The sequence below is a fragment of the Streptomyces sp. NPDC102462 genome (assembly GCF_044765425.1).
Lineage (GTDB): Bacteria > Actinomycetota > Actinomycetes > Streptomycetales > Streptomycetaceae > Streptomyces.
This window is the reverse complement of record NZ_JBIWKB010000020.1, coordinates 7313-25151: the sequence shown is the minus strand read 5'-3', so window position 1 is coordinate 25151 and position 17839 is coordinate 7313. Positions and strand designations below refer to the sequence as shown.

The 17839-nt window shown below is 72.8% G+C and carries 16 protein-coding genes, 1 tRNA gene and 1 pseudogene; 11 read left to right on the top strand and 7 right to left on the bottom strand.

Annotated elements, in window-relative coordinates:
• Nucleotides 1–54 precede the first annotated feature (54 nt).
• Complete coding sequence (locus ACIRFL_RS19015; RefSeq protein WP_404029713.1) at nucleotides 55–726, top strand: FadR/GntR family transcriptional regulator; 672 nt, start codon at nucleotides 55–57, stop codon at nucleotides 724–726.
• 200 nt (nucleotides 727–926) lie between these two features.
• Here ACIRFL_RS19015 and ACIRFL_RS19010 read toward each other — a convergent pair.
• Both ACIRFL_RS19010 and ACIRFL_RS19005 read right to left on the bottom strand, forming a co-directional pair.
• Nucleotides 927–1305 (bottom strand): annotated as a pseudogene (locus tag ACIRFL_RS19010) (transposase); the annotation flags it as partial.
• 440 nt (nucleotides 1306–1745) lie between these two features.
• Nucleotides 1746–2237 (bottom strand): GNAT family N-acetyltransferase, encoded by a 492-nt coding sequence (locus ACIRFL_RS19005; protein ID WP_404029712.1) that lies wholly within the window; start codon nucleotides 2235–2237, stop codon nucleotides 1746–1748.
• A gap of 102 nt (nucleotides 2238–2339) precedes the next feature.
• Here ACIRFL_RS19005 and ACIRFL_RS19000 point away from each other — a divergent pair, with 102 nt between their 5' ends.
• Nucleotides 2340–3260 carry a LysR family transcriptional regulator gene (locus ACIRFL_RS19000; RefSeq protein WP_404029710.1) on the top strand — a complete coding sequence of 307 codons (921 nt, stop codon included), beginning with the start codon at nucleotides 2340–2342 and terminating at the stop codon, nucleotides 3258–3260.
• Nucleotides 3261–3839: 579 nt separating this feature from the next.
• Nucleotides 3840–4349, top strand: coding sequence for a tyrosine-type recombinase/integrase (locus ACIRFL_RS18995; RefSeq protein WP_404029708.1), 510 nt, complete (start codon nucleotides 3840–3842; stop codon nucleotides 4347–4349).
• Nucleotides 4350–4456: 107 nt separating this feature from the next.
• Here ACIRFL_RS18995 and ACIRFL_RS18990 read toward each other — a convergent pair.
• Nucleotides 4457–4530: transfer RNA gene (locus tag ACIRFL_RS18990), tRNA-Pro, on the bottom strand.
• 114 nt (nucleotides 4531–4644) lie between these two features.
• Here ACIRFL_RS18990 and ACIRFL_RS18985 point away from each other — a divergent pair.
• Both ACIRFL_RS18985 and cobF read left to right on the top strand, forming a co-directional pair.
• Nucleotides 4645–5178, top strand: a complete 534-nt coding sequence (locus ACIRFL_RS18985; protein WP_404029706.1) for a DUF309 domain-containing protein — start codon at nucleotides 4645–4647, stop codon at nucleotides 5176–5178.
• Nucleotides 5179–5232: 54 nt separating this feature from the next.
• Nucleotides 5233–6006, top strand: coding sequence for a precorrin-6A synthase (deacetylating) (gene cobF, locus ACIRFL_RS18980; protein ID WP_404029705.1), 774 nt, complete (start codon nucleotides 5233–5235; stop codon nucleotides 6004–6006).
• Nucleotides 6007–6045: 39 nt separating this feature from the next.
• Here cobF and ACIRFL_RS18975 read toward each other — a convergent pair whose 3' ends face one another.
• Nucleotides 6046–6804, bottom strand: a complete 759-nt coding sequence (locus ACIRFL_RS18975) for a cobalt-precorrin-6A reductase (protein WP_404029703.1) — start codon at nucleotides 6802–6804, stop codon at nucleotides 6046–6048.
• A gap of 264 nt (nucleotides 6805–7068) precedes the next feature.
• Here ACIRFL_RS18975 and ACIRFL_RS18970 point away from each other — a divergent pair, with 264 nt between their 5' ends.
• Nucleotides 7069–7902 (top strand): HAD-IIA family hydrolase, encoded by an 834-nt coding sequence (locus ACIRFL_RS18970; RefSeq protein ID WP_404029701.1) that lies wholly within the window; start codon nucleotides 7069–7071, stop codon nucleotides 7900–7902.
• A gap of 9 nt (nucleotides 7903–7911) precedes the next feature.
• On the opposite strand, the gene ACIRFL_RS18965 is transcribed toward ACIRFL_RS18970, so the two are convergent.
• Entirely contained in the window at nucleotides 7912–8685 is a 774-nt protein-coding gene (locus ACIRFL_RS18965) for a sulfite exporter TauE/SafE family protein (protein WP_404029699.1), read from the bottom strand.
• 113 nt (nucleotides 8686–8798) lie between these two features.
• Complete coding sequence (locus tag ACIRFL_RS18960) at nucleotides 8799–9986, bottom strand: thiolase family protein (RefSeq protein WP_404029697.1); 1188 nt, start codon at nucleotides 9984–9986, stop codon at nucleotides 8799–8801.
• A 124-nt stretch (nucleotides 9987–10110) separates the two neighbouring features.
• Here ACIRFL_RS18960 and ACIRFL_RS18955 point away from each other — a divergent pair, with 124 nt between their 5' ends.
• From ACIRFL_RS18955 to ACIRFL_RS18935, 5 genes are all read left to right on the top strand, one after another.
• Complete coding sequence (locus ACIRFL_RS18955) at nucleotides 10111–10920, top strand: lysophospholipase (protein ID WP_404029695.1); 810 nt, start codon at nucleotides 10111–10113, stop codon at nucleotides 10918–10920.
• A 237-nt stretch (nucleotides 10921–11157) separates the two neighbouring features.
• Nucleotides 11158–11970 carry an SAM-dependent methyltransferase gene (locus tag ACIRFL_RS18950; RefSeq protein WP_404029694.1) on the top strand — a complete coding sequence of 271 codons (813 nt, stop codon included), beginning with the start codon at nucleotides 11158–11160 and terminating at the stop codon, nucleotides 11968–11970.
• A gap of 38 nt (nucleotides 11971–12008) precedes the next feature.
• Nucleotides 12009–13412, top strand: coding sequence for a glutamine synthetase (locus ACIRFL_RS18945; protein ID WP_404029692.1), 1404 nt, complete (start codon nucleotides 12009–12011; stop codon nucleotides 13410–13412).
• Between the two features lie 2 nt (nucleotides 13413–13414).
• Nucleotides 13415–14560: an amidohydrolase family protein gene (locus ACIRFL_RS18940; protein ID WP_404029690.1), complete on the top strand. Its 1146-nt coding sequence runs from the start codon at nucleotides 13415–13417 to the stop codon at nucleotides 14558–14560.
• Between the two features lie 41 nt (nucleotides 14561–14601).
• A complete protein-coding gene (locus tag ACIRFL_RS18935) occupies nucleotides 14602–15129 on the top strand; it encodes an NUDIX hydrolase family protein (protein WP_404029879.1) in 528 nt (175 codons plus the stop codon).
• 41 nt (nucleotides 15130–15170) lie between these two features.
• Here the strand turns inward: ACIRFL_RS18935 and ACIRFL_RS18930 are convergent, their stop codons facing one another.
• Nucleotides 15171–16985, bottom strand: coding sequence for an ABC transporter ATP-binding protein (locus ACIRFL_RS18930; RefSeq protein ID WP_404029688.1), 1815 nt, complete (start codon nucleotides 16983–16985; stop codon nucleotides 15171–15173).
• Nucleotides 16986–17839: the final 854 nt, after the last annotated feature.

The following is a 17839-nucleotide window of genomic DNA, read 5'->3' as shown; positions in this document are numbered from 1 at the left end:
TTGATCGATTGCGGTGCTAACATTGGTTCGCATTGGTTCAGGGAGGGGTGAGCGATGGACGCTGTGGGCCCAGCCGTCGCCGTGCTCAAGCACGTGGAAGAGATCATCAACACCGGCGGCCTCAAACCTGGCGACCGCCTGCCCACCGAACGGGACCTGGCGGCAGCCACCGGGGTCGGTCGCGCCGCGGTCCGCGCCGCCCTGCAGGACCTCGAATCCCGCGGAGTGGTGCTGCGTCACGTCGGCCGCGGCACGTTCATCGCTCCGGACGAGACCGCCCTGCCCGACGGCTCCGCCCACCAGCCCAGCCCTGCGGAGATCATGGCCTCACGCCTGGTCCTGGAACCGGAGCTGATGCCGCTCGCCGTCGCCTCCGCCACGGGGGCGGACCTCGCGGAGATGGAACGCTGTCTGCGCGGCGGCGAGCAGGCATCCAGCTCGGAAGAGTTCGAACGCTGGGACACCGCCCTGCACCACAGCTTCGCGGTGGCCACCCACAACGCGGTCCTGATCAGCGTCAGCTCCCTGCTCGTCAACGCCCGCCGCCAGCCCATATGGGGCGGACTCAAGCGCCGCAGCTTCAACCCCGAACGCCACCGCTGCTACTGCAGCGAACACGAGCAGATCGTTGCCGCCGTCCGCGAACGAGACTCAGAGGCCGCCCGCGACGCCATGCGCGACCACCTCCACCACGTACGCCGCGTGCTGCTAGGCGATCACCTCTGACGCCCCGCCGCCGATACCGCGCTTCACGGCACCCGAGGGTCGGCTCGCGTTGAACAAGTGACCTCAGGGTCATCGCCGACGCAACTGGACTCTCCGGAGCGATCTGATCAACCAGGTGCGGAAAGTCCTCCCGCTCGGCCGGCACCGCTCGCCAGCGGCGTGAGTGCGAAAGCGCGCCGACCAGAAGGTGGGCGTGCTCCCAGGGTTGGGGCGAGCAGTGGAGAGTCATGTCGGTTGGCGCCGGCCAGGACACGGCCGAGGGGAATGCCGTATCCGGCCGTCATGCCCGAGCGCTTCAGCCCCCGCTTGCATCTGCTTGAGCCGGGCGAAGACGCCGAGTCGTATCCATGCGTCGCGACGGACGCGGATCGTGGTGACCGAGCAGGTCGTGTCGGCGATCGCCTCATAAGAACAGCCGAAGCGCAGTAACTGCAGCATCTTGTCGAAGATGATCCGGTCGCCGATGCCTCGGCGGTGGCAGCCGAGCGGATGGTCCGGGTGGAACTCGGGCCGCTCGGCCAGCAGCGCCTGGAATTGGTCCCAGAGTGGTTCGGTCAGCCATGAGGGCAGCGCGGGCACAGGTCTCCCAGTGATCACAGAGCGCCGCCACTCCATGATCACCAGATCTTCAAGCTGTGGCTTGTGGGTGGATCAGTGGTCGGCTGGAGGGGTGTGTCGGTGGCGCCGGGCCACCTAAGCGGTGCCAACCGGGGCCGTCCGCTCGATCAGAACGGGCACGACGTACGGAAGAGTCCCTCCGGCCAGGGCCACGGCCACCGCGTCGGGGGCCATGGGGTGGGTCGTGCACCTGATGGGGAGTCGTCCTCTACCGTGGTCGCTCAGACCCCTCCCGGGCTCGTGTCCAGTGCAGTCGGCCCGTGTGGGGGTGTCGTCGAGTAGCCACCCGAATGGTCCCGCCACGATGTGGCACAGGTACGGCGTGCTGCAGGCGGCGGGAGAACCGACGTGCTGGTGAGGACTGCCGTGGCGAGGCAGTATCCGGGCGCCGGGCCGGGGCGTCATTTCAGTTCCATGAGGATGTCGGCGCGGGCGTAATAGTCGGCCACCGGGAGATGGTCGCGGGTGATCCTGACAAACCCGGCTTCCTCGTAGAGGTGGATGGCGGGAGCCAGTTTGCTGTTCGTGCCGAGGAACAGCCGGGTCCCACCGAGTGCCCGGGCGCGGTCGATCGCTGCGGCTATGAGTTGGCGGCCGATGCCGCGTCCCTGCGCGGCGGGGGCCACGGCCATCTTCGCCAGCTCGAACACGGCGTCCGGGTAGGCCAGAAGTGCGACGCACCCGACGGCGGTGCCGCTGCCCGGCTCGCGCGCCAGGAGCACGTCGCCGCCTGGGCCCACGACGCGGCCGAACGGATCTCCGAGAACCGCCCGGTCCTCTTCCTGCAGGGTGAACAGGCGTGAGATCCACTCCTCGTTCAACGCGCGGAACGCGTCGGCATCACTCTGTGAGGCGATCGAGGAGACCACGGTCGGGGCAGAGGTGTGCGGCATGAGGCGGGTTTCCTTTCCGGTGCAGCTTCCCGTCAGTAGCCTCCGCTCCTCCTAACCCATATGTCCAATACAGGCGATAGCGTATATCGATAAGCTTGAACTATGGATCAGCGTATCGAACTCCGCCATCTGCGGTACTTTCTGGCTGTGGCTGAGGAACTCCACTTCGGCCGTGCCGCCCAGCGGCTGAACATTGCCCAGCCGGCTCTGTCCCAACAGATCAGGCAGCTTGAGAAGATTGTCGGTGTTGAGCTGTTCCGGCGGACCTCCCGAAGCGTCCGCCTCACAGACGCGGGAGCGACGTTCCAGCCGCGGGCGAGAGACCTTCTGGGCCGTCTGGCGGCCGACCTCGACGAGGCCGGCCGTGTCGGGCGCGGTGCGGCCGGCCGCCTGGATGTCGCCTTCATCACGTCCGCCACCGCGATCGTCAGCGAACGGCTCCGTGAATTCTCCCGCCGCCGCCCAGACGTGCAGATCAAGCTGCACGACGGCTTCACGGTCGACGTCCTGGCGGCCCTGGAGCGGGGCACAGCCGACGTCGGGATCGTGCGGGATGCCGAGGAGCGAGACGATATCGACCTTTCCCTGCTGACGACGGAACGGTTTGTCGCCGTCATCCCCACCGAGCACCCCGCCGCAAGGGGTGACCATGTGGAAGCAACGGCACTGGCCGCTGACCCGCTGATCCTGTTCCCACGTACAGCAGGAGCTCAAGCCTTCGACGTGAACACGCAGCCGCTGCGGGACGTCGGCGTCGACGTCCAGGTCGCGCAGGAGTGCTCGAACTGGCACACCATCATCATGTTCGTCGCCGCTGGCCTTGGCGTCACCATCGCCCCCTACAGCGTCACGACGCTGCTCCCCCCGGGCGCCAGGCGTCTCGAGCTCGAGGGGTCTCCCGCAGTGAGCCGGATCTTCATGGCCACCCGCCGAGGAGACAACCGTCCCCTCGTACAAGCCTTCATCGCCGCATCTGAGTCCGTGACAGGTTGTGGCTACGACCGGACGACGAGAGCACGTTGACCTGCCGAGCAAGCACCTCCAAGTGCGTCCGACGCGGCGGCAATACAGCCCGGAAACGCCGGTTACCCAAACCGGCGTTTCCGGAGACGATCAACGCACCGACGTCCGCACCCGAGCACAACCACAGATCGAAGCGCTGGGGAAGGCGCGTCGCCGCTGCCTGTCTCACCTGATAGCCAAGCGCCTCTCCTGACCAGCGCCTGGTATTCAACCAGTGACCTCGCCGCCTGCCTGAGAGTGGACGCCTCAACCCTGCGCCGCCGACGTACTGTCCCTACCAAGGGGCTCGATGGGCGATAAGACGACCAACGTTCCTGTCGGCGTCCGGCTCTCGACCGATAGCGAAGAAGAAACGCAGGAATGACTCCAGGCCATCATCGAGGCCGCAGAGGCCGGCCTGAGCCCGTCGCCGGCCACCATGAAGCTCGCCGAATACGGCGAAGCGAACATGGACCTCGCCCTGCGCGGCCTGGAGCTGAAAACGCTGGACCCCTACCTGTCGGGGTGGCGGATGCGTGTTGTCCCCGCCCTGGGCCACCTTCCGGTGCGGATGATCACCATGGCGTCGTCGACCGCACCGTGCAGAACTGGATCGGCGACGAACACAGCCGCTCGATCGTGGAGAACACCATCGCCGTCCTGGTCCGCGTCATGGAGCAGGCCGTCCGTGACGGCATCATCAAGGTCAACCCCGCCCGGGTGACCGGCTGGCAGAAACTCCACGACCACTACCGCGGCTGGGGGGACATGGTCATCTTCGCCGCGTGCACCGCCGCTCGGATCGGCGAGGTCTCAAGCTGCCGTGTCGGGGACATCGACACCACCCAGTGGATCTGGACCGTGCGGCGCCAGACCACACCCGAGCCCGGCGGGCACCTGCGCCGCCACGACCTCCGGCACACCGGGCTGACCTGGTTCGCCGACGCCGGAGTCCAGGTACACGTCCTCCGCAGGATCGCCGGCCACGGGTCCCTGACCACCACCCAGCGCTACCTGCACCCGGACGTACACAAGATCACGGCCGCCGGGGCGGCGCTCTCCGCGCACCTCAACGTGCTCCGCGCTCGCTGCCGAGCCCGATCGTCGTGACCCGCTGACCCCGGTCAAGGGCGCCGGTCCCCAACTGGTCCCCAAGAATGATCAAGGGCCGGTATCGGATGTCTCCGAAACCGGCCCTGACCTGCGACTGTCTCCAGTCGGGACGACAGGATTTGAACCTGCGACCCCTTGACCCCCAGTCAAGTGCGCTACCAAGCTGCGCCACGTCCCGGTGCGCTCGCGGGTGATGGCCCGTGCGAGCGCGCGAGGAGCACTCTACCCCAAGCACCGGGCCGTGCCGAAAGCGGCGCCGGGTGTGGCCGGGCCGGTGGGGGACAATCGTCGTATGGGAAGCACGGGCGCATCATCGCAGGGGCCGGCCGGCATCCGGGACCGGGACGGCGCGGGCCGGGCCCGCAGCGCACGGCCCCGGGACGGTCTTGGGCGGCCCCTGCCGTACGGCGCGGACGGCGTGGCACGCCAGCCCGAAGGGGTCCTGCGCACGCCGTCGCAGACACTCGCCGAGGCGCAGGAACTGCTGGACGCGGGCAGGCCCTTCCATGCGCACGAGGTCTTCGAGGACGCCTGGAAGTCCGGGCCCGAGGACGAGCGCACGCTGTGGCGGGGCCTGGCCCAGCTGGCGGTGGGGCTCACCCATGCGGCCCGGGGCAATGTCACCGGCGGGCCGCGGCTGCTGCGGCGGGGCGCGGGCGCGGTCGAGGAGTGGGCGGCGCACAGCGGGCGGCAGCGGCCGTACGGTCTTGACGTCGCCGGGCTGGTGCGCTGGGCGCGGGACCTGGCGGGCGCGGTGGAGCGGGACGGGGAGCCGGTCGACGCCGCCGCGCGGGCGCCCCTGCTGCGCGGGCGACAGGTGACGTAGCCCCCGGTGGGACGGGGTGCGGGCACGGTCGGGGGCATGGGGCAGACTCGGGGCGTGCGAAGGATTCTTGTCATCGGTATCGGCGCGGGCGACCCGGAGCAGCTGACCCTCCAGGCGGTCCGGGCGCTGCGCGGCACGGACGTGTTCTTCCTCCTCGACAAGGGTGAGGTGAAGAGCGATCTGACCCGGGTGCGCCGGGAGATGCTGGACGCGCACCTGCCGCCGGGGACGTACCGGCTGGTGGAGGCGCGCGACCCGGAGCGGGACCGGGGCGCGGGCGGCGCGGCGTACTCGCCGGCCGTCGACGCGTGGCGCAGCGCACGTGCCGACGTCTACGAGCGGCTGATCGCCGAGGAGTTGGGCGAGGACGAGACCGGGGCGTTCCTGGTGTGGGGGGATCCCGCGCTGTACGACAGCACGCTGGGCATCCTGGATGAGGTGCTGGCCCGGGGCGCCGTGGCCTTCGCCCACGAGGTCGTGCCGGGCATCAGCAGTGTCTCGGCGCTCGTCGCCCGGCACCGCACCGGCCTGAACCGGGTGGCCCGGCCCGTGCAGATCACCACCGGGCGGCGGCTGGCCGAGGGCTTCCCCGAGGGCGTGGACGACGTGGTGGTGATGCTCGACGCCCAGCAGGCGTTCCTGCGGTACGCCGGCGAGGACATCGACATCTACTGGGGCGCCTACCTTGGCACCCCGGACGAGATCCTGGACTCCGGTCCGATCGCGGAGGCCGGTCCGCGCATCGAGCGGCTGCGTGCCGAGGCCCGTGACCGCAAGGGCTGGATCATGGACACGTATCTGCTGCGCCGCCGTCCGCACGAGCGGTGACGATGGCCCCGTACCGCGGGGTCCGGTGCGGCGGCCGGCTCAGGGGGTCGGGCGTGGCGGGGTGTGGCCCAGTCGTTCCAGTACGGCCGCGATGTCGGGCACCGCGGTCACTCCGGCCGGCAGCGGCGGCCGGCGGACGACGACCACGGGCAGGCCGAGGGTGCGGGCGGCCGTCAGCTTGGCGGCCGTGGCCGCTCCCCCGCTGTCCTTGGTGACCAGGACGTCGATCCGGTGCCGGCGCAGCAGCGCCGTCTCGTCGGCCACCGTGAACGGGCCCCGGGCGAGGAGGACGTCGGCGTGCGGCGGCAGCGGCGGCTCGGGCGGCTCCACGGACCGTACGACGAGGTGTACGCCGGCGAGGTGGGCGAACGCGGTGAGACCGAGCCGGCCGGTGGTCACGAAGGCGCGGCGGCCGAGGCCGGGCAGCGCGTCCGCGGCGGCGGCCAGGGAGGCCACCGGGTGCCAGCGGTCGCCGTCGCCGGGCCGCCAGCCCGGGCGGCGCAGCACCACCAGCGGCACCCCGGTCGTCGCCGTGGCCCGCGCCGCATGGGCGGTGATCCGGGCGGCGAAGGGGTGCGTGGCGTCGACGACGGCGGTCACCCGCCGCTCGGCGAGCCACGCGGCCAGCCCTTCGGCTCCGCCGAACCCTCCGGTGCGGACGTCCCCGGCCGCCGGCGCCGGCCGGGTCACCCGCCCGGCCAGTGACACGGTGACCCGGACACCGGGGACGGACGCGAGTTCGGCGGCGAGCAGGCGCGCTTCGGCGGTGCCGCCGAGGATCAGGACGTGCGGGGACATGCGGTGAGCGTACGGGGTCCCGGACCACCGCCGTCCGGGATGGCGCACGGACGACGGGACGTACGGACGACGGGGCGTACGGCGCCGGCATCCGGACGTGCGGCGCCGCCGTCCGCGTGCGGTCCGGGCATCCAGGCCGTGGGGACGGGCATCCGGGCGTGCGGTCCGGCCATCCCGGCGTACGGTGCCGCCGTCCCGGCGTGCGGTCCGGGCATTCCGGCCGGGGGTGTGGTCGGGGCGCGGTGATCGGGGTACCTGGCCGGTATGGAGACCGGTTCGACGTCCGTGCGTGCCGTGCTGATCGACATCGACGGGGTGCTCACCGTCTCGTGGCGGGCCCTGCCCGGCGCGGTGGCGGCTCTGCGGGAGATCCGCGCGGCCGGGCTCGGCGTCGCGCTCGTCACCAACACGACGTCCCGGACGCGGGCATCGATCGCCGAGGCCCTGGCCGAGGCCGGTTTCGCGGTGGGCGCCGAGGACGTGCTCACCGCGCCCGCCGTCACCGCGAGGCATCTCGCCGAACACTTCCCGGGCGCCCGCTGCGCCCTGCTGAACAGCGGGGACGTCCGTGAGGACCTGGAGGGCGTGCGGCTCGTCGACGAGAACGACGAGAACGACGAGAACGACGAGAACGACGACAACACGACCCCGGACGTGGTGGTCGTGGGCGGCGCAGGCCCGGAGTTCGGCTACGCGGCGCTCAACCGGGTCTTCGGGCATCTCCAGCGGGGTGCGCGGCTGGTGGCGATGCACCGCAATCTGTTCTGGCGCACGGACCGCGGTCTGCAGTTGGACACCGGCGCCTTCCTGCTGGGCCTGGAGCGGGCGGCGCGCACCGAGGCGGTGGTGACCGGCAAGCCGTCGCCGGAGTTCTTCGCGGCGGCGCTGGCCCGGCTGGGGGTGGGCGCGGACCGGGCGCTGATGGTGGGCGACGACGTCGAGTCGGATGTGCTGGCGGCGCAGCGGGCGGGGATCAGCGGGGTGCTGGTCCGCACGGGCAAGTACCAGCCCGAAGCGCTCGCCGCGGCGAGCGGCACCCCGGACCATGTGCTGGACTCGTTCGCCGATCTGCCCGCGCTCCTCGGACCGCGCGGATAGCGGTCGGCGTCAGCGCAGCAGCAGTTGCACGCCGCCCACGGCCGTCGCCGCGATCACCAGGCGCTCGAACAGCCGCTGGTTGATCCGGCCCACGGCCCAGGTACCGAGGAACGCGCCGGGCACGACGAACACGACGAGCGCGGCGTCCAGGAGCAGCGAGTGGCCGTCGATCAGTCCGAGGCCGACGCTGAAGGGCACCTTGGACACGTTCACGATCAGGAAGAAGAACGCCGACGTGCCCAGGAAGCCCAGCTTTCGGAAGCCCGCCGACAGCAGGTACATCGACATCACCGGGCCGCCCGCGTTGGCGACCATGGTGGTGAAGCCGCCGAGGACGCCGTACGAGCGGGCCTTGACGCGGCCCGCCCGGCCGGTGTCCGGTTCGGGCGCCTGATCGGTGCCGGACCGGCGCCGCCGCCAGAGCGTGACCGCGGCCATCAGCAGCAGGATCGCGCCGATCGAGGTCCGTACGGTCCCGTCGTCGGCCCACATCAGGAACAGCGTGCCGACGACCACACCGGCCGCGACGGCGGGGAACAGCCGCCACAGCGTGGGCCAGTGGGCGTGCCGCCGGTAGGTGGCGACGGCGAGCAGATCGCCCGCGATCAGCACCGGGAGCAGTACGCCGGTGGAGGCGCGGGCGGGCAGCACCGCCGCGAAGACGGCGAGGCTGACCGTGTTGGCCCCGCTCACCGCGGTCTTGGAGAAGCCGACCAGGAGCGCCGCGAAGGCCAGCGCGGCGAACTCCCAGCCTGATATGTGCCAGAGCGTCATCGTGTTCATGCGGTCACCGATGCTATGCCCACGCATTCGGGCCGCGTAAGGACGGCACGGCGTGGCCAGCCGCACCGCGTGGCCCGCGGCACGGCGTGGCCAGGCGTGGCCCGGCGGAGCCCTCAGGGCCGCTCGACGAGCACCGCGCTGCCCTGCCCCACCCCCACACACATGGTCGCGAGCCCCCGCCGGGCGCCCGTGCGGCGCATGCGGTGCAGCAGGGTGGTGAGGATACGGGCGCCCGAGCAGCCGAGGGGATGGCCGAGGGCGATGGCCCCGCCGTACGGGTTGACCAGGTCGAGGTCGATGCCGAGCAGGTCGACGCAGGCGAGCGCCTGGGCGGCGAACGCCTCGTTGAACTCGGCCTCCTGGATGTCGCCGATCCGCCAGCCGGCACGGGCCAGCGCCTTGCGGGTGGCGGGCACGGGGCCGATGCCCATCACATCGGGGTGGACGCCTGCCGAGGTGCCGGCCGTGTACCGGCCGAGGGACACGAGGCCCAGCTCGTTCAGTGCCTCCTCGCTGACCAGCAGCAGTCCGGCGGCGCCGTCGTTCATCGGCGAGGCGTTGCCCGCGGTGACCGTGCCGTCCTCGCGGAAGACCGGCTTGAGCCGGGCCAGTTTCTCCGGTGACGTGTCCTCGCGGATGCCCTCGTCGTCCTCGACGACGACGCCGTCCGGGCGCTCGACGGGCAGCAGTTCGTCGTCGAAGTGGCCCATCTTGCGGGCGGTAGCGGCCCGTTGGTGGCTGCGCAGCGCGAACTCGTCCTGGCGCTCCCGCGGGATGCCGTACCGTTCGGCGACCTGCTCGGCGGTCTCGCCCATGGACAGCAGCCCGTGCAGCTCACGCATCGCCGGGTTGACCAGGCGCCAGCCGAGCCGGGTGTCGGCGGTCTCGATCCGGTGCGGCAGCGCCTCGTCGGGGCGGGGCAGCACGAAGGGGGCGCGGCTCATCGACTCGGAGCCGCCCGCCAGCACGATGTCGGCCTCGCCGGCCGCGACGGTGCGGGCGGCGGCGGTGACGGCCTCCAGGCCGGAGGCGCACAGCCGGTTGACGGTGGCGCCGGGCACGGTCTCGGGCAGGCCCGCGAGCAGGGCGGCCATCCGGGCGACGTTGCGGTTGTCCTCGCCCGCCTGGTTGGCGGCGCCCCAGTAGACGTCGTCGATACGGGCCGGGTCGAGCGCGGGCACGTCGGCGACCAGGCGGCGGATGACGGCCGCCGCGAGGTCGTCGGGCCGCACCGAGGACAGGGCTCCGCGCAGCCTGCCGATGGGGGTGCGGCGGGCGGCCGCGAAGTGGACGGGGCGCACGGCTGGGCTCCTGACCGTCGGCGCTGGTGACCAGCGGACTAGCACTGCTAGTTTCAGACTCTAGCCCGCCGCCCGGATGCTGGGAAGATCTCCCCGTACCCGCGCCGAGGCACCCGGAGGTCCCATGGCCCACGCCCGCGAGCATGTCCTGACCGGCGTCCGGGGCGCGCTCAGCGCACGCGAGTGGCCGCACCCGGCGCCGCGCAGCCTCGTCCTGCTGGTGCACGGTTACGGCGAGCACACCGGCCGCTACGAACGTCTCGCCGGCGTCCTGTCCGGGCACGGCGCGGCCGTCTACGGGCCCGACCATCTGGGCCACGGCAGATCGGCGGGCGAGCGCGTGCTGATCGAGGACTTCGAGGATGTGGTCACCGATCTGCACGCCGTGGCGGACCTCGCCCGCGCCGCGCACCCCGGGCTGCCGCTGGTCGTGCTCGGCCACTCCATGGGCTGTCTGATCGCCGCCCGCCACGCGCAGCGCCACCCCGGCGAGGCCGCCGCGCTCGTGCTGTCCGGACCGGTGATCGGCGACTGGGAGCTGCCCGGGCGGCTGCTGGCCCTCGACGAGATCCCGGACACCCCGGTCAGCCCGGCGGCGCTGTCCCGCGATCCGGCCGTGGGCGCCGCGTACGCCGCCGATCCGCTGGTGTGGCACGGCCCGATGAAGCGGCCGACGCTGCGCGCGTTCGCGCGCACCCTGGAAACCGTGGCCGCGGGCGGTGCCGTCGACCGGCTTCCCGTGCTGTGGCTGCACGGCGCCGAGGACCGGCTGGTGCCGCCGGCCGGCAGCCGGCCCGGCGTGGCGCGGCTGAGCGGCGGCACGGCGACCGAGCGGATCTACGCCGGGGCCCGGCACGAGGTCTTCAACGAGACGAACCGGGCCGAGGTCTTCACGGACCTGCTCCGCTTCCTGGACACCGTGCTGCCGGCCTGAGCCGTAGCCCGTGCTGCCGGCCCGAGCCGCACCGGGAACCGCCCGGGGCCCGAACGCCCGCGCCGCAAGGCGGACTCGGCGAGTGCCCGCGGCCACACGTACCGGCCCCGGTGTTCCCCCAGGGGGGCGCCGCCCGCTGTCCTGTTCCCGGGACAGTCCCGATCATGGGGCGGCAGAATGTCGGCGGACCGCCCCGGACGAGAGGGGCGGAACACCCCGGACGAGAAGGGCAGTGACGTGAGCGAGGGGCACCCCCCTGCGGACGGGCCCGTGAGGCTGAACACCTCCGTGGCCCACAACGCGCGGGTCTGGAACTACTGGATCGGCGGCAAGGACAACTACGAGGTCGACCAGCAGGTCGGCGAGCATGTCGCCGGGCTGTTCCCGGTGATCCGGGCGGTCGCGCGCGCGGACCGGGAGTTCCTGGGGCGGGCGGTCCGGTTCCTGGCCGAGGAGCGCGGGGTGCGGCAGTTCCTCGACATCGGCACCGGGCTGCCGACCGTGAACAACACCCATGAGATAGCGCAGCGGATCGCGCCCGCGTCACGGATCGTGTACGTCGACAACGACCCGATCGTGCTGGCGCACGCCCGCACCCTGCTCACCAGCAGCGCCGAAGGCGTCACCGACTACATCGACGCCGATGTGCACGACCCGGAGGCGATCCTGCGGCGGGCCGCCGAGACCCTGGACCTGTCGCGGCCGGTCGCGGTGATGATGCTGGGCATCCTGAACTTCGTGCTCGACGTCGACAAGGCGCGGGACATCGTGCGCCGGGTCATGGCGGCGGTGCCCTCCGGCAGCTTCCTGGTGCTGACCCACCCCACCTTCGACGCCGAGTTCGGCGGCGCGGGCAATGTGGCCGCCATGGAGTTCTGGAACGAGAACGCCACGCCGCCCATCATCGCCCGCGCGAAGGACGAGGTCGCCGCCTTCCTCGACGGACTCGACCTGCTCGAACCGGGCCTGGTGCCGTGCTCGCAGTGGCGCGCCGGACCCGACTCCCCCGCGGTGGTGCCCCAGTTCGGCGCGGTGGCCGTGAAACCCTGACCCACGGACCGGAGTGCCGAGCCCGTCATGGAGGACGTATGACCACGCTGGCCGACCCCGTGCCCGGAGGGCGCCCCGGTGACGTGGAGCGGGCCGTGGCCCGCGCCGCCGAGCTGACCGGCCGGGGCGTCCACGGGATCGTGCTGGCCTACGTCGACACGGCGGGCGTGGGCCGGGTCAAGACGGTCCCGACGGCCCGGCTCGCCGACGCGGCGGCCTGGGGCGTCGGCATGTCACCGGTCTTCGACACGTTCCTGGCCGACGACTCGAACGTCACCACGGACGTCCTCGGCTCCCCCGACGGCGATCTGCGGCTGTACCCGGACCTGGACCAGTTGGTGGAGCTGGCCGGTCAGCCCGGCTGGGCCTGGGCGCCGGTGGACCGGATCACCCAGGAGGGCGAGCCGCACCCCGGGTGCGGCCGCACCTTCCTGCGCCGGGTCGTCGCGGACGCCGAGGCCCGGCTCGGCGTCACCGTCCGGGCGGCCGTGGAGATCGAGTGGACCGTCGGCCTGGACACGGCGCCCGAGGACGCGTTCGTCCCGGCGGTGTCCGGCCCGGCCTACAGCGCCACCCGGCAGGTCGAGCTGAGCGACTGCACCGCCGATCTGCTCGCCGCGCTCGCCGCGCAGGGCGTGGCCGTCGACCAGGTCCATCCGGAGTACGCGGCCGGGCAGTTCGAGGTGTCGGTGGGCGCGCTCGACCCGGTCGGGGCGGCCGACCGCAGCGTGCTCGTGCGGCAGACCGTCCGGGCGGTGGCGCGGCGGCACGGACTGCGGGTGTCGTTCGCCCCGGCCGTGCTCGCCACCGGCGTCGGCAACGGCGGGCATCTGCATCTGTCCTGCTGGCGCGGCGGGGTGAACCTGCACGCGGGTGGCACGGGCCGGTACGGCATGACGGCCGCCGCCGAGTCGTTCACGGCCGGGGTGCTCGCCCGGCTGCCCGCGCTGGCCGCGGTGACCGCGCCGAGCCCGGCCAGCTATCTGCGGCTGCGGCCCTCCCAGTGGGCGGGCGTGTTCACCTGCTGGGGCCGGGAGACCCGGGAGGCTGCGCTGCGGGTCGTCACCGGCATGGCGGGCCGCCGGGAGCGGGAGGCCAATCTGGAGGTGAAACCGGTCGACCTGGCCGCCAACCCGTATCTCGCGCTCGGCTGTGTCATCGCCGCCGGGCTCGACGGTCTCGCCGGCGCGGCCCCGCTGCCCGGGGAGATCACCGGGGACCCGGCCCGGTTCGACGCCGACGAGGCGGCGGCCCGGGGCGTGCGCCGGCTGCCGACCACGCTCACGGCGGCGGTCGAGGCGTTCCGTGCCGATCCGGTGCTGCGCGCCGCGCTGGGGCCGGTCCTGGCCGACGCGGTGACCGCGGTCCGCCTCGGCGAGGCCCGGGCCGTCGACGGCCTCGACGACGCGCAGGTGGCGGCGGCCTACCGCTGGCGGTACTGACCATGAGCGCGGTCCAGGAAGCCCTCGCCGCACTGCCGTTGGTGGACCACCACTGCCACGGCGCGGTCACCGCCCAGCTCGCCCCGGCCGAGTTCGCGTCGCTGCTCACCGAGGGCGAGCCCCGGCCCGGCAGCGGGATCTCCCCGTTCGACACGCCGGTCGGTGTGGCCGTGCGCCGGCACTGCGCGCCCCTGCTCGACCTGCCCCGGCACGCGCCCGCCGCCGACTATCTGGCCCGGCGCACCGCCCTGGGCTGGGCTGAGGTCAACCGGCGCTTCCTGTCCGCGGCGGCGGCCGGGGCGTTCTGCGTCGACACCGGGTACGCCCCGCGTCCCCTCACCTCGCCCGCCGAGCTGGCCCGGGCCGCGGGCGCGACGGCGTACGAGGTGGTACGGCTGGAGACCGTCGCCGAGACGGTGGCCCGTGAGGGTGTCGAACCGGGCGAGTACGCGGGCGTGTTCCGCGCCGCGGCCGAGCGGGCGGTGCGCCGGCCCGGCGTGGTCGCGGTGAAGTCGGTGGCCGCCTACCGCACCGGCTTCGCCCTGGATCCGGCCCGGCCCGCGGACGCGGAGGTGACCGCGGCGGCCCGGCGCTGGCTCGCGGCGGGCGGCCCGCTGACCGACCCGGTGCTGGTACGGCAGTTGCTGTGGACCGCCGTCGACCTGGGGCTGCCGCTTCAGCTGCACACCGGGTTCGGCGACGCCGACCTGCGGCTGCACCGGGCCGACCCCGCCCTGCTGACGGACTGGCTGCGGCTGACCCGGGGCACGGTGCCCGTGCTGCTGCTGCACTGCTGGCCCTACCAGCGCAACGCCGCCTATCTGGCGGCGGTGTTCGAGCACGTGTACCTGGACGTCGGGCTGGCCCTGCACCACGCGGGACCGGCCAGGGCCCGGGCGATCCTGGAGGAGGCGCTGGAGATCACCCCGTTCCGCAAACTGCTGTACAGCTCCGACGCGTACGCTCTGGCCGAGTTCCACCACCTCGGCGCGCTGTGCTTCCGCCAGGGGCTCGCCGCGCTGCTGAAGGACCGGGTGGACGCGGACGAGCTGAGCCTGCCCGACGCCCTGCTGATCGCCGCCTGGACGGGCCAGGACAACGCCCGCCGCCTGTACGGACTGTCCGCATCCGACCCCACGAACGACTGAGCGCCCACCGCACCGGAAAGTATGATCAAGCAATGTCTGACATGACCGAAACCACGCCGGGCTGGCTGACCAGCGACGAGCTGGAGATGGCGCGCGCCCGCATGCCGATCCTGTACGTCGAGGCCGTGCCCGTGCGCGTGGACGACAGCGGCGAAGTCACCAGTGTCGGTCTGCTGCTGCGCATCGGGCCGGACGGCACGGTCAGCAGGACCCTGGTCTCCGGCCGGGTGCTGCACCACGAGCGGGTGCGCGACGCCCTGCTGCGCCATCTCGAGAAGGACCTCGGGCCGGTGGCGCTGCCGCGGGTGCCGGCCTCGCTGCAGCCGTTCACGGTCGCCGAGTACTTCCCGACGGCGGGGATCACCGCGTACCACGACCCGCGGCAGCACGCGGTGTCCCTCGCCTACGTCGTCCCGGTGACCGGGGACTGCCGCCCCCGGCAGGACGCTCTGGACCTGGTGTGGTTCACGCCGCGGGAGGCCGCGTCCGAGGCGGTGCTGAGCGAGATGCCCGGCGGGCACGGGGCGCTGCTGAAGCAGGCACTCGCCCACGTCGGCCAGGTGTTCTGACCTGCCGCGGTCCCCGGTTCGTCCAGTCGTCCAGGCGGGCCTCAGCGCGGGCCGCTCTGGGGCGGGACGGCGTCGAGGAAGCCGCCCGACTGGTGCTGCCACAGCTTGGCGTACGCGCCGTCCGCGGTGAGCAGTTCCTGGTGGGTGCCCTGCTCGACGATCCGCCCGCGGTCGAGCACGACCAGCCGGTCCATGGAGGCGACCGTGCTCAGCCGGTGCGCCACCACCAGCGCCGTCCGCCCTTCCATGAGCCGCCACAGCGCCTCCTGGACCAGGATCTCGCTCTCCGAGTCGAGGGCGCTGGTCGCCTCGTCCAGCAGCAGGACCGGCGCGTCGCGCAGGATCGCCCGGGCGAGGGCGACCCGCTGGCGCTGACCGCCGGACAGCTTGACGCCGCGCTCGCCCACCATGGTCCCGAAGCCGTCGGGCAGCGCGTCGGCGAACTCCGTGACGTGCGCCGCCTCGGCGGCGCGGCGGATCTCCGCCTCGGTGGCGTCGGGCCGGGCGAACGCGATGTTGTCGCGCAGCGAGCGGTGGAACATCGCCGGGTCCTGCGGCACATAGGCGATCAGGCTGCGCAGGTCCGCCTGGCGCAGTCGGTTGATCTCCCGGCCGCCGATCAGGATGCGGCCGGAGTCGATGTCCGTCATCCGCAGCAGCAGCCGGGTGAGCGTGGTCTTGCCGCCGCCGGACCGGCCGACGAGCCCGACCTTCGTTCCGCTGGGCACGGTCAGGTCGAGGCCCTGGAACAGCGGCTCGGCACCCGCGTGGGCGAAGCTCACCCGCTCGAACCGGACGTCGGCGGGCCGGGTCGGCAGCGGCTGCGGCGACGGGGGGTCGAGCACGGTCGGCGACGTCCGCAGCAGCTCGGTGAACTGCGCCGCCTCCGTCATGGAACTCTCCAGGCGCCGGTAGATCTGGTTGAACTCGAACATGATCCGGGTGGCGTTGGTGTAGTACGTGAAGGCGACGACGACGGCCTCCACGCCGTGCTCGGCGCCGCCGAGCGCGACCGCGAGCAGCAGGCCGAGCGCGTTGGTGAGCACGGACATCGGTGCGACGAGGGTGTCGATGCGCAGATTGCCGTAGTCCCACGACCGCAGGGTGAGCTGGCGGGAGGCGGCGACGCGGGAGCGGTGCTCGGCGGCCTCGCGTTCCTCGGCGGCGAACGCCCGGACCGTGTCCATGTTCATCAGGCTGTCGGCGACATGCCCGGACACCCGGGCGATGGCCTCCTCGCGTTCGTCGACGAGGGCCTGGCGGCGGCGGATCAGGGGCACCACGCACACCGCGGTGAGCGCGATCATCGTCAACAGGCCGACGACGAGCAGCGGTTCGTAGCGCCACAGGACGACCGAGCCGAACGCCAGCGGTACGAAGCTGCCGACGACGTTGAAGGTGAGCGTGTCGACGAACTCCTCGAAGCGGGAGGCGAAGCTCAGCACCCGTTTGGTCAGCGATCCGGCGAAGTTGTCGTGGAAGAACGCGGCGTCCTTGGCGAACAGTTCGTCCATGCCGATGACGTACAGGTGCTCGATGCCGAGGGCGTCGACGCGGTTGAGGCAGTGCAGTCCGATCCGCCACAGCGCCTCCGCGAGCAGCAGTACGCCGGCGAAGCCGAGGACGTACGGCAGCACCGAGCCGACGGCGGTTTCGGGGTCGTCCGCGAGGTCGGCGACGAGCTTGGCGACGATCAGCGGCGCGATGTAGGCGATGCCGATGTTGCCCAGCGCCGGCAGCAGCATCGCGGGCGCGGTGAGCCGTCGCAGTCGGGCCAACTCCCGTCCGTAGTAACGAAGTGCGAGGAGCACCGAGCCCCTGCGCTGAGGATTCCCACGCGATTCAGGCGTTTCCATCCCAACCCTGTGGTGTCGTAGGACGGCCCGCATCCGCACGCGGCCGGCGACGGCCACCTGCGGTACGGGCGGACAGGACGGGCAGTGTCCCGCGGCCACCCTCCCCCGGTCCAAGCGTTTTCCCCCCCACCGCCCCGAACCGGCCGACGCCTGCGCCCAATAGAGGACCCAGCCCGGGCGGGGTCCAGCCCGGGCGGGGTCCAGCCCGGGCGGGGTCCAGCCCGGGCGGGGCCCGTCCCGAGCGGGGTCCGTCCCGGGTGGAGTCCGCCCCCGGCGGGATCCGTCCCGGGCAGGGTCCGTCCCGGGTGGAGTCCGTCCCCGGCGGGATCCGCCTCGGGCGAGGTCCGTCCCGGGCAGGGTCCGTCCCGGGCGGAGTCCGTCCCCGGCGGAGTCCGTCCCCGGCGGAGTCCGTCCCCGGCGTGGTCCGCCTCGGGCGAGGTCCGTCCCCGGCGGAGTCCGTCCCCGGCGGAGTCCGTCCCCGGCGGGGTCTGTCCCCGGCGGGGCCCGGCCCAGGCAGGGTCCGCTCTCAGGCAGGGCCCGGCCCAGACGAGGCCCGGCCCAGGCGGCACCCGGTCTCAGACGGAACCCGGACCAGGCGGAACCCGGCCTCAGACGGAACCCGGTCTCAAACGGGACGCGGCCCAGGCGGAACCCGGCCTCAGACGGGGCCCGGCCCAGACGGAACCCGGACCAGGCGGAACCCGGCCTCAGACGGAACCCGGTCTCAAACGGGACGCGGCCCAGGCGGAACCCGGACCAGGCGGAACCCGGCCTCAGACGGGGCCCGGCCCAGACGGAACCCGGACCAGGCGGAACCCGGCCTCAGACGGAACCCGGTCTCAAACGGGACGCGG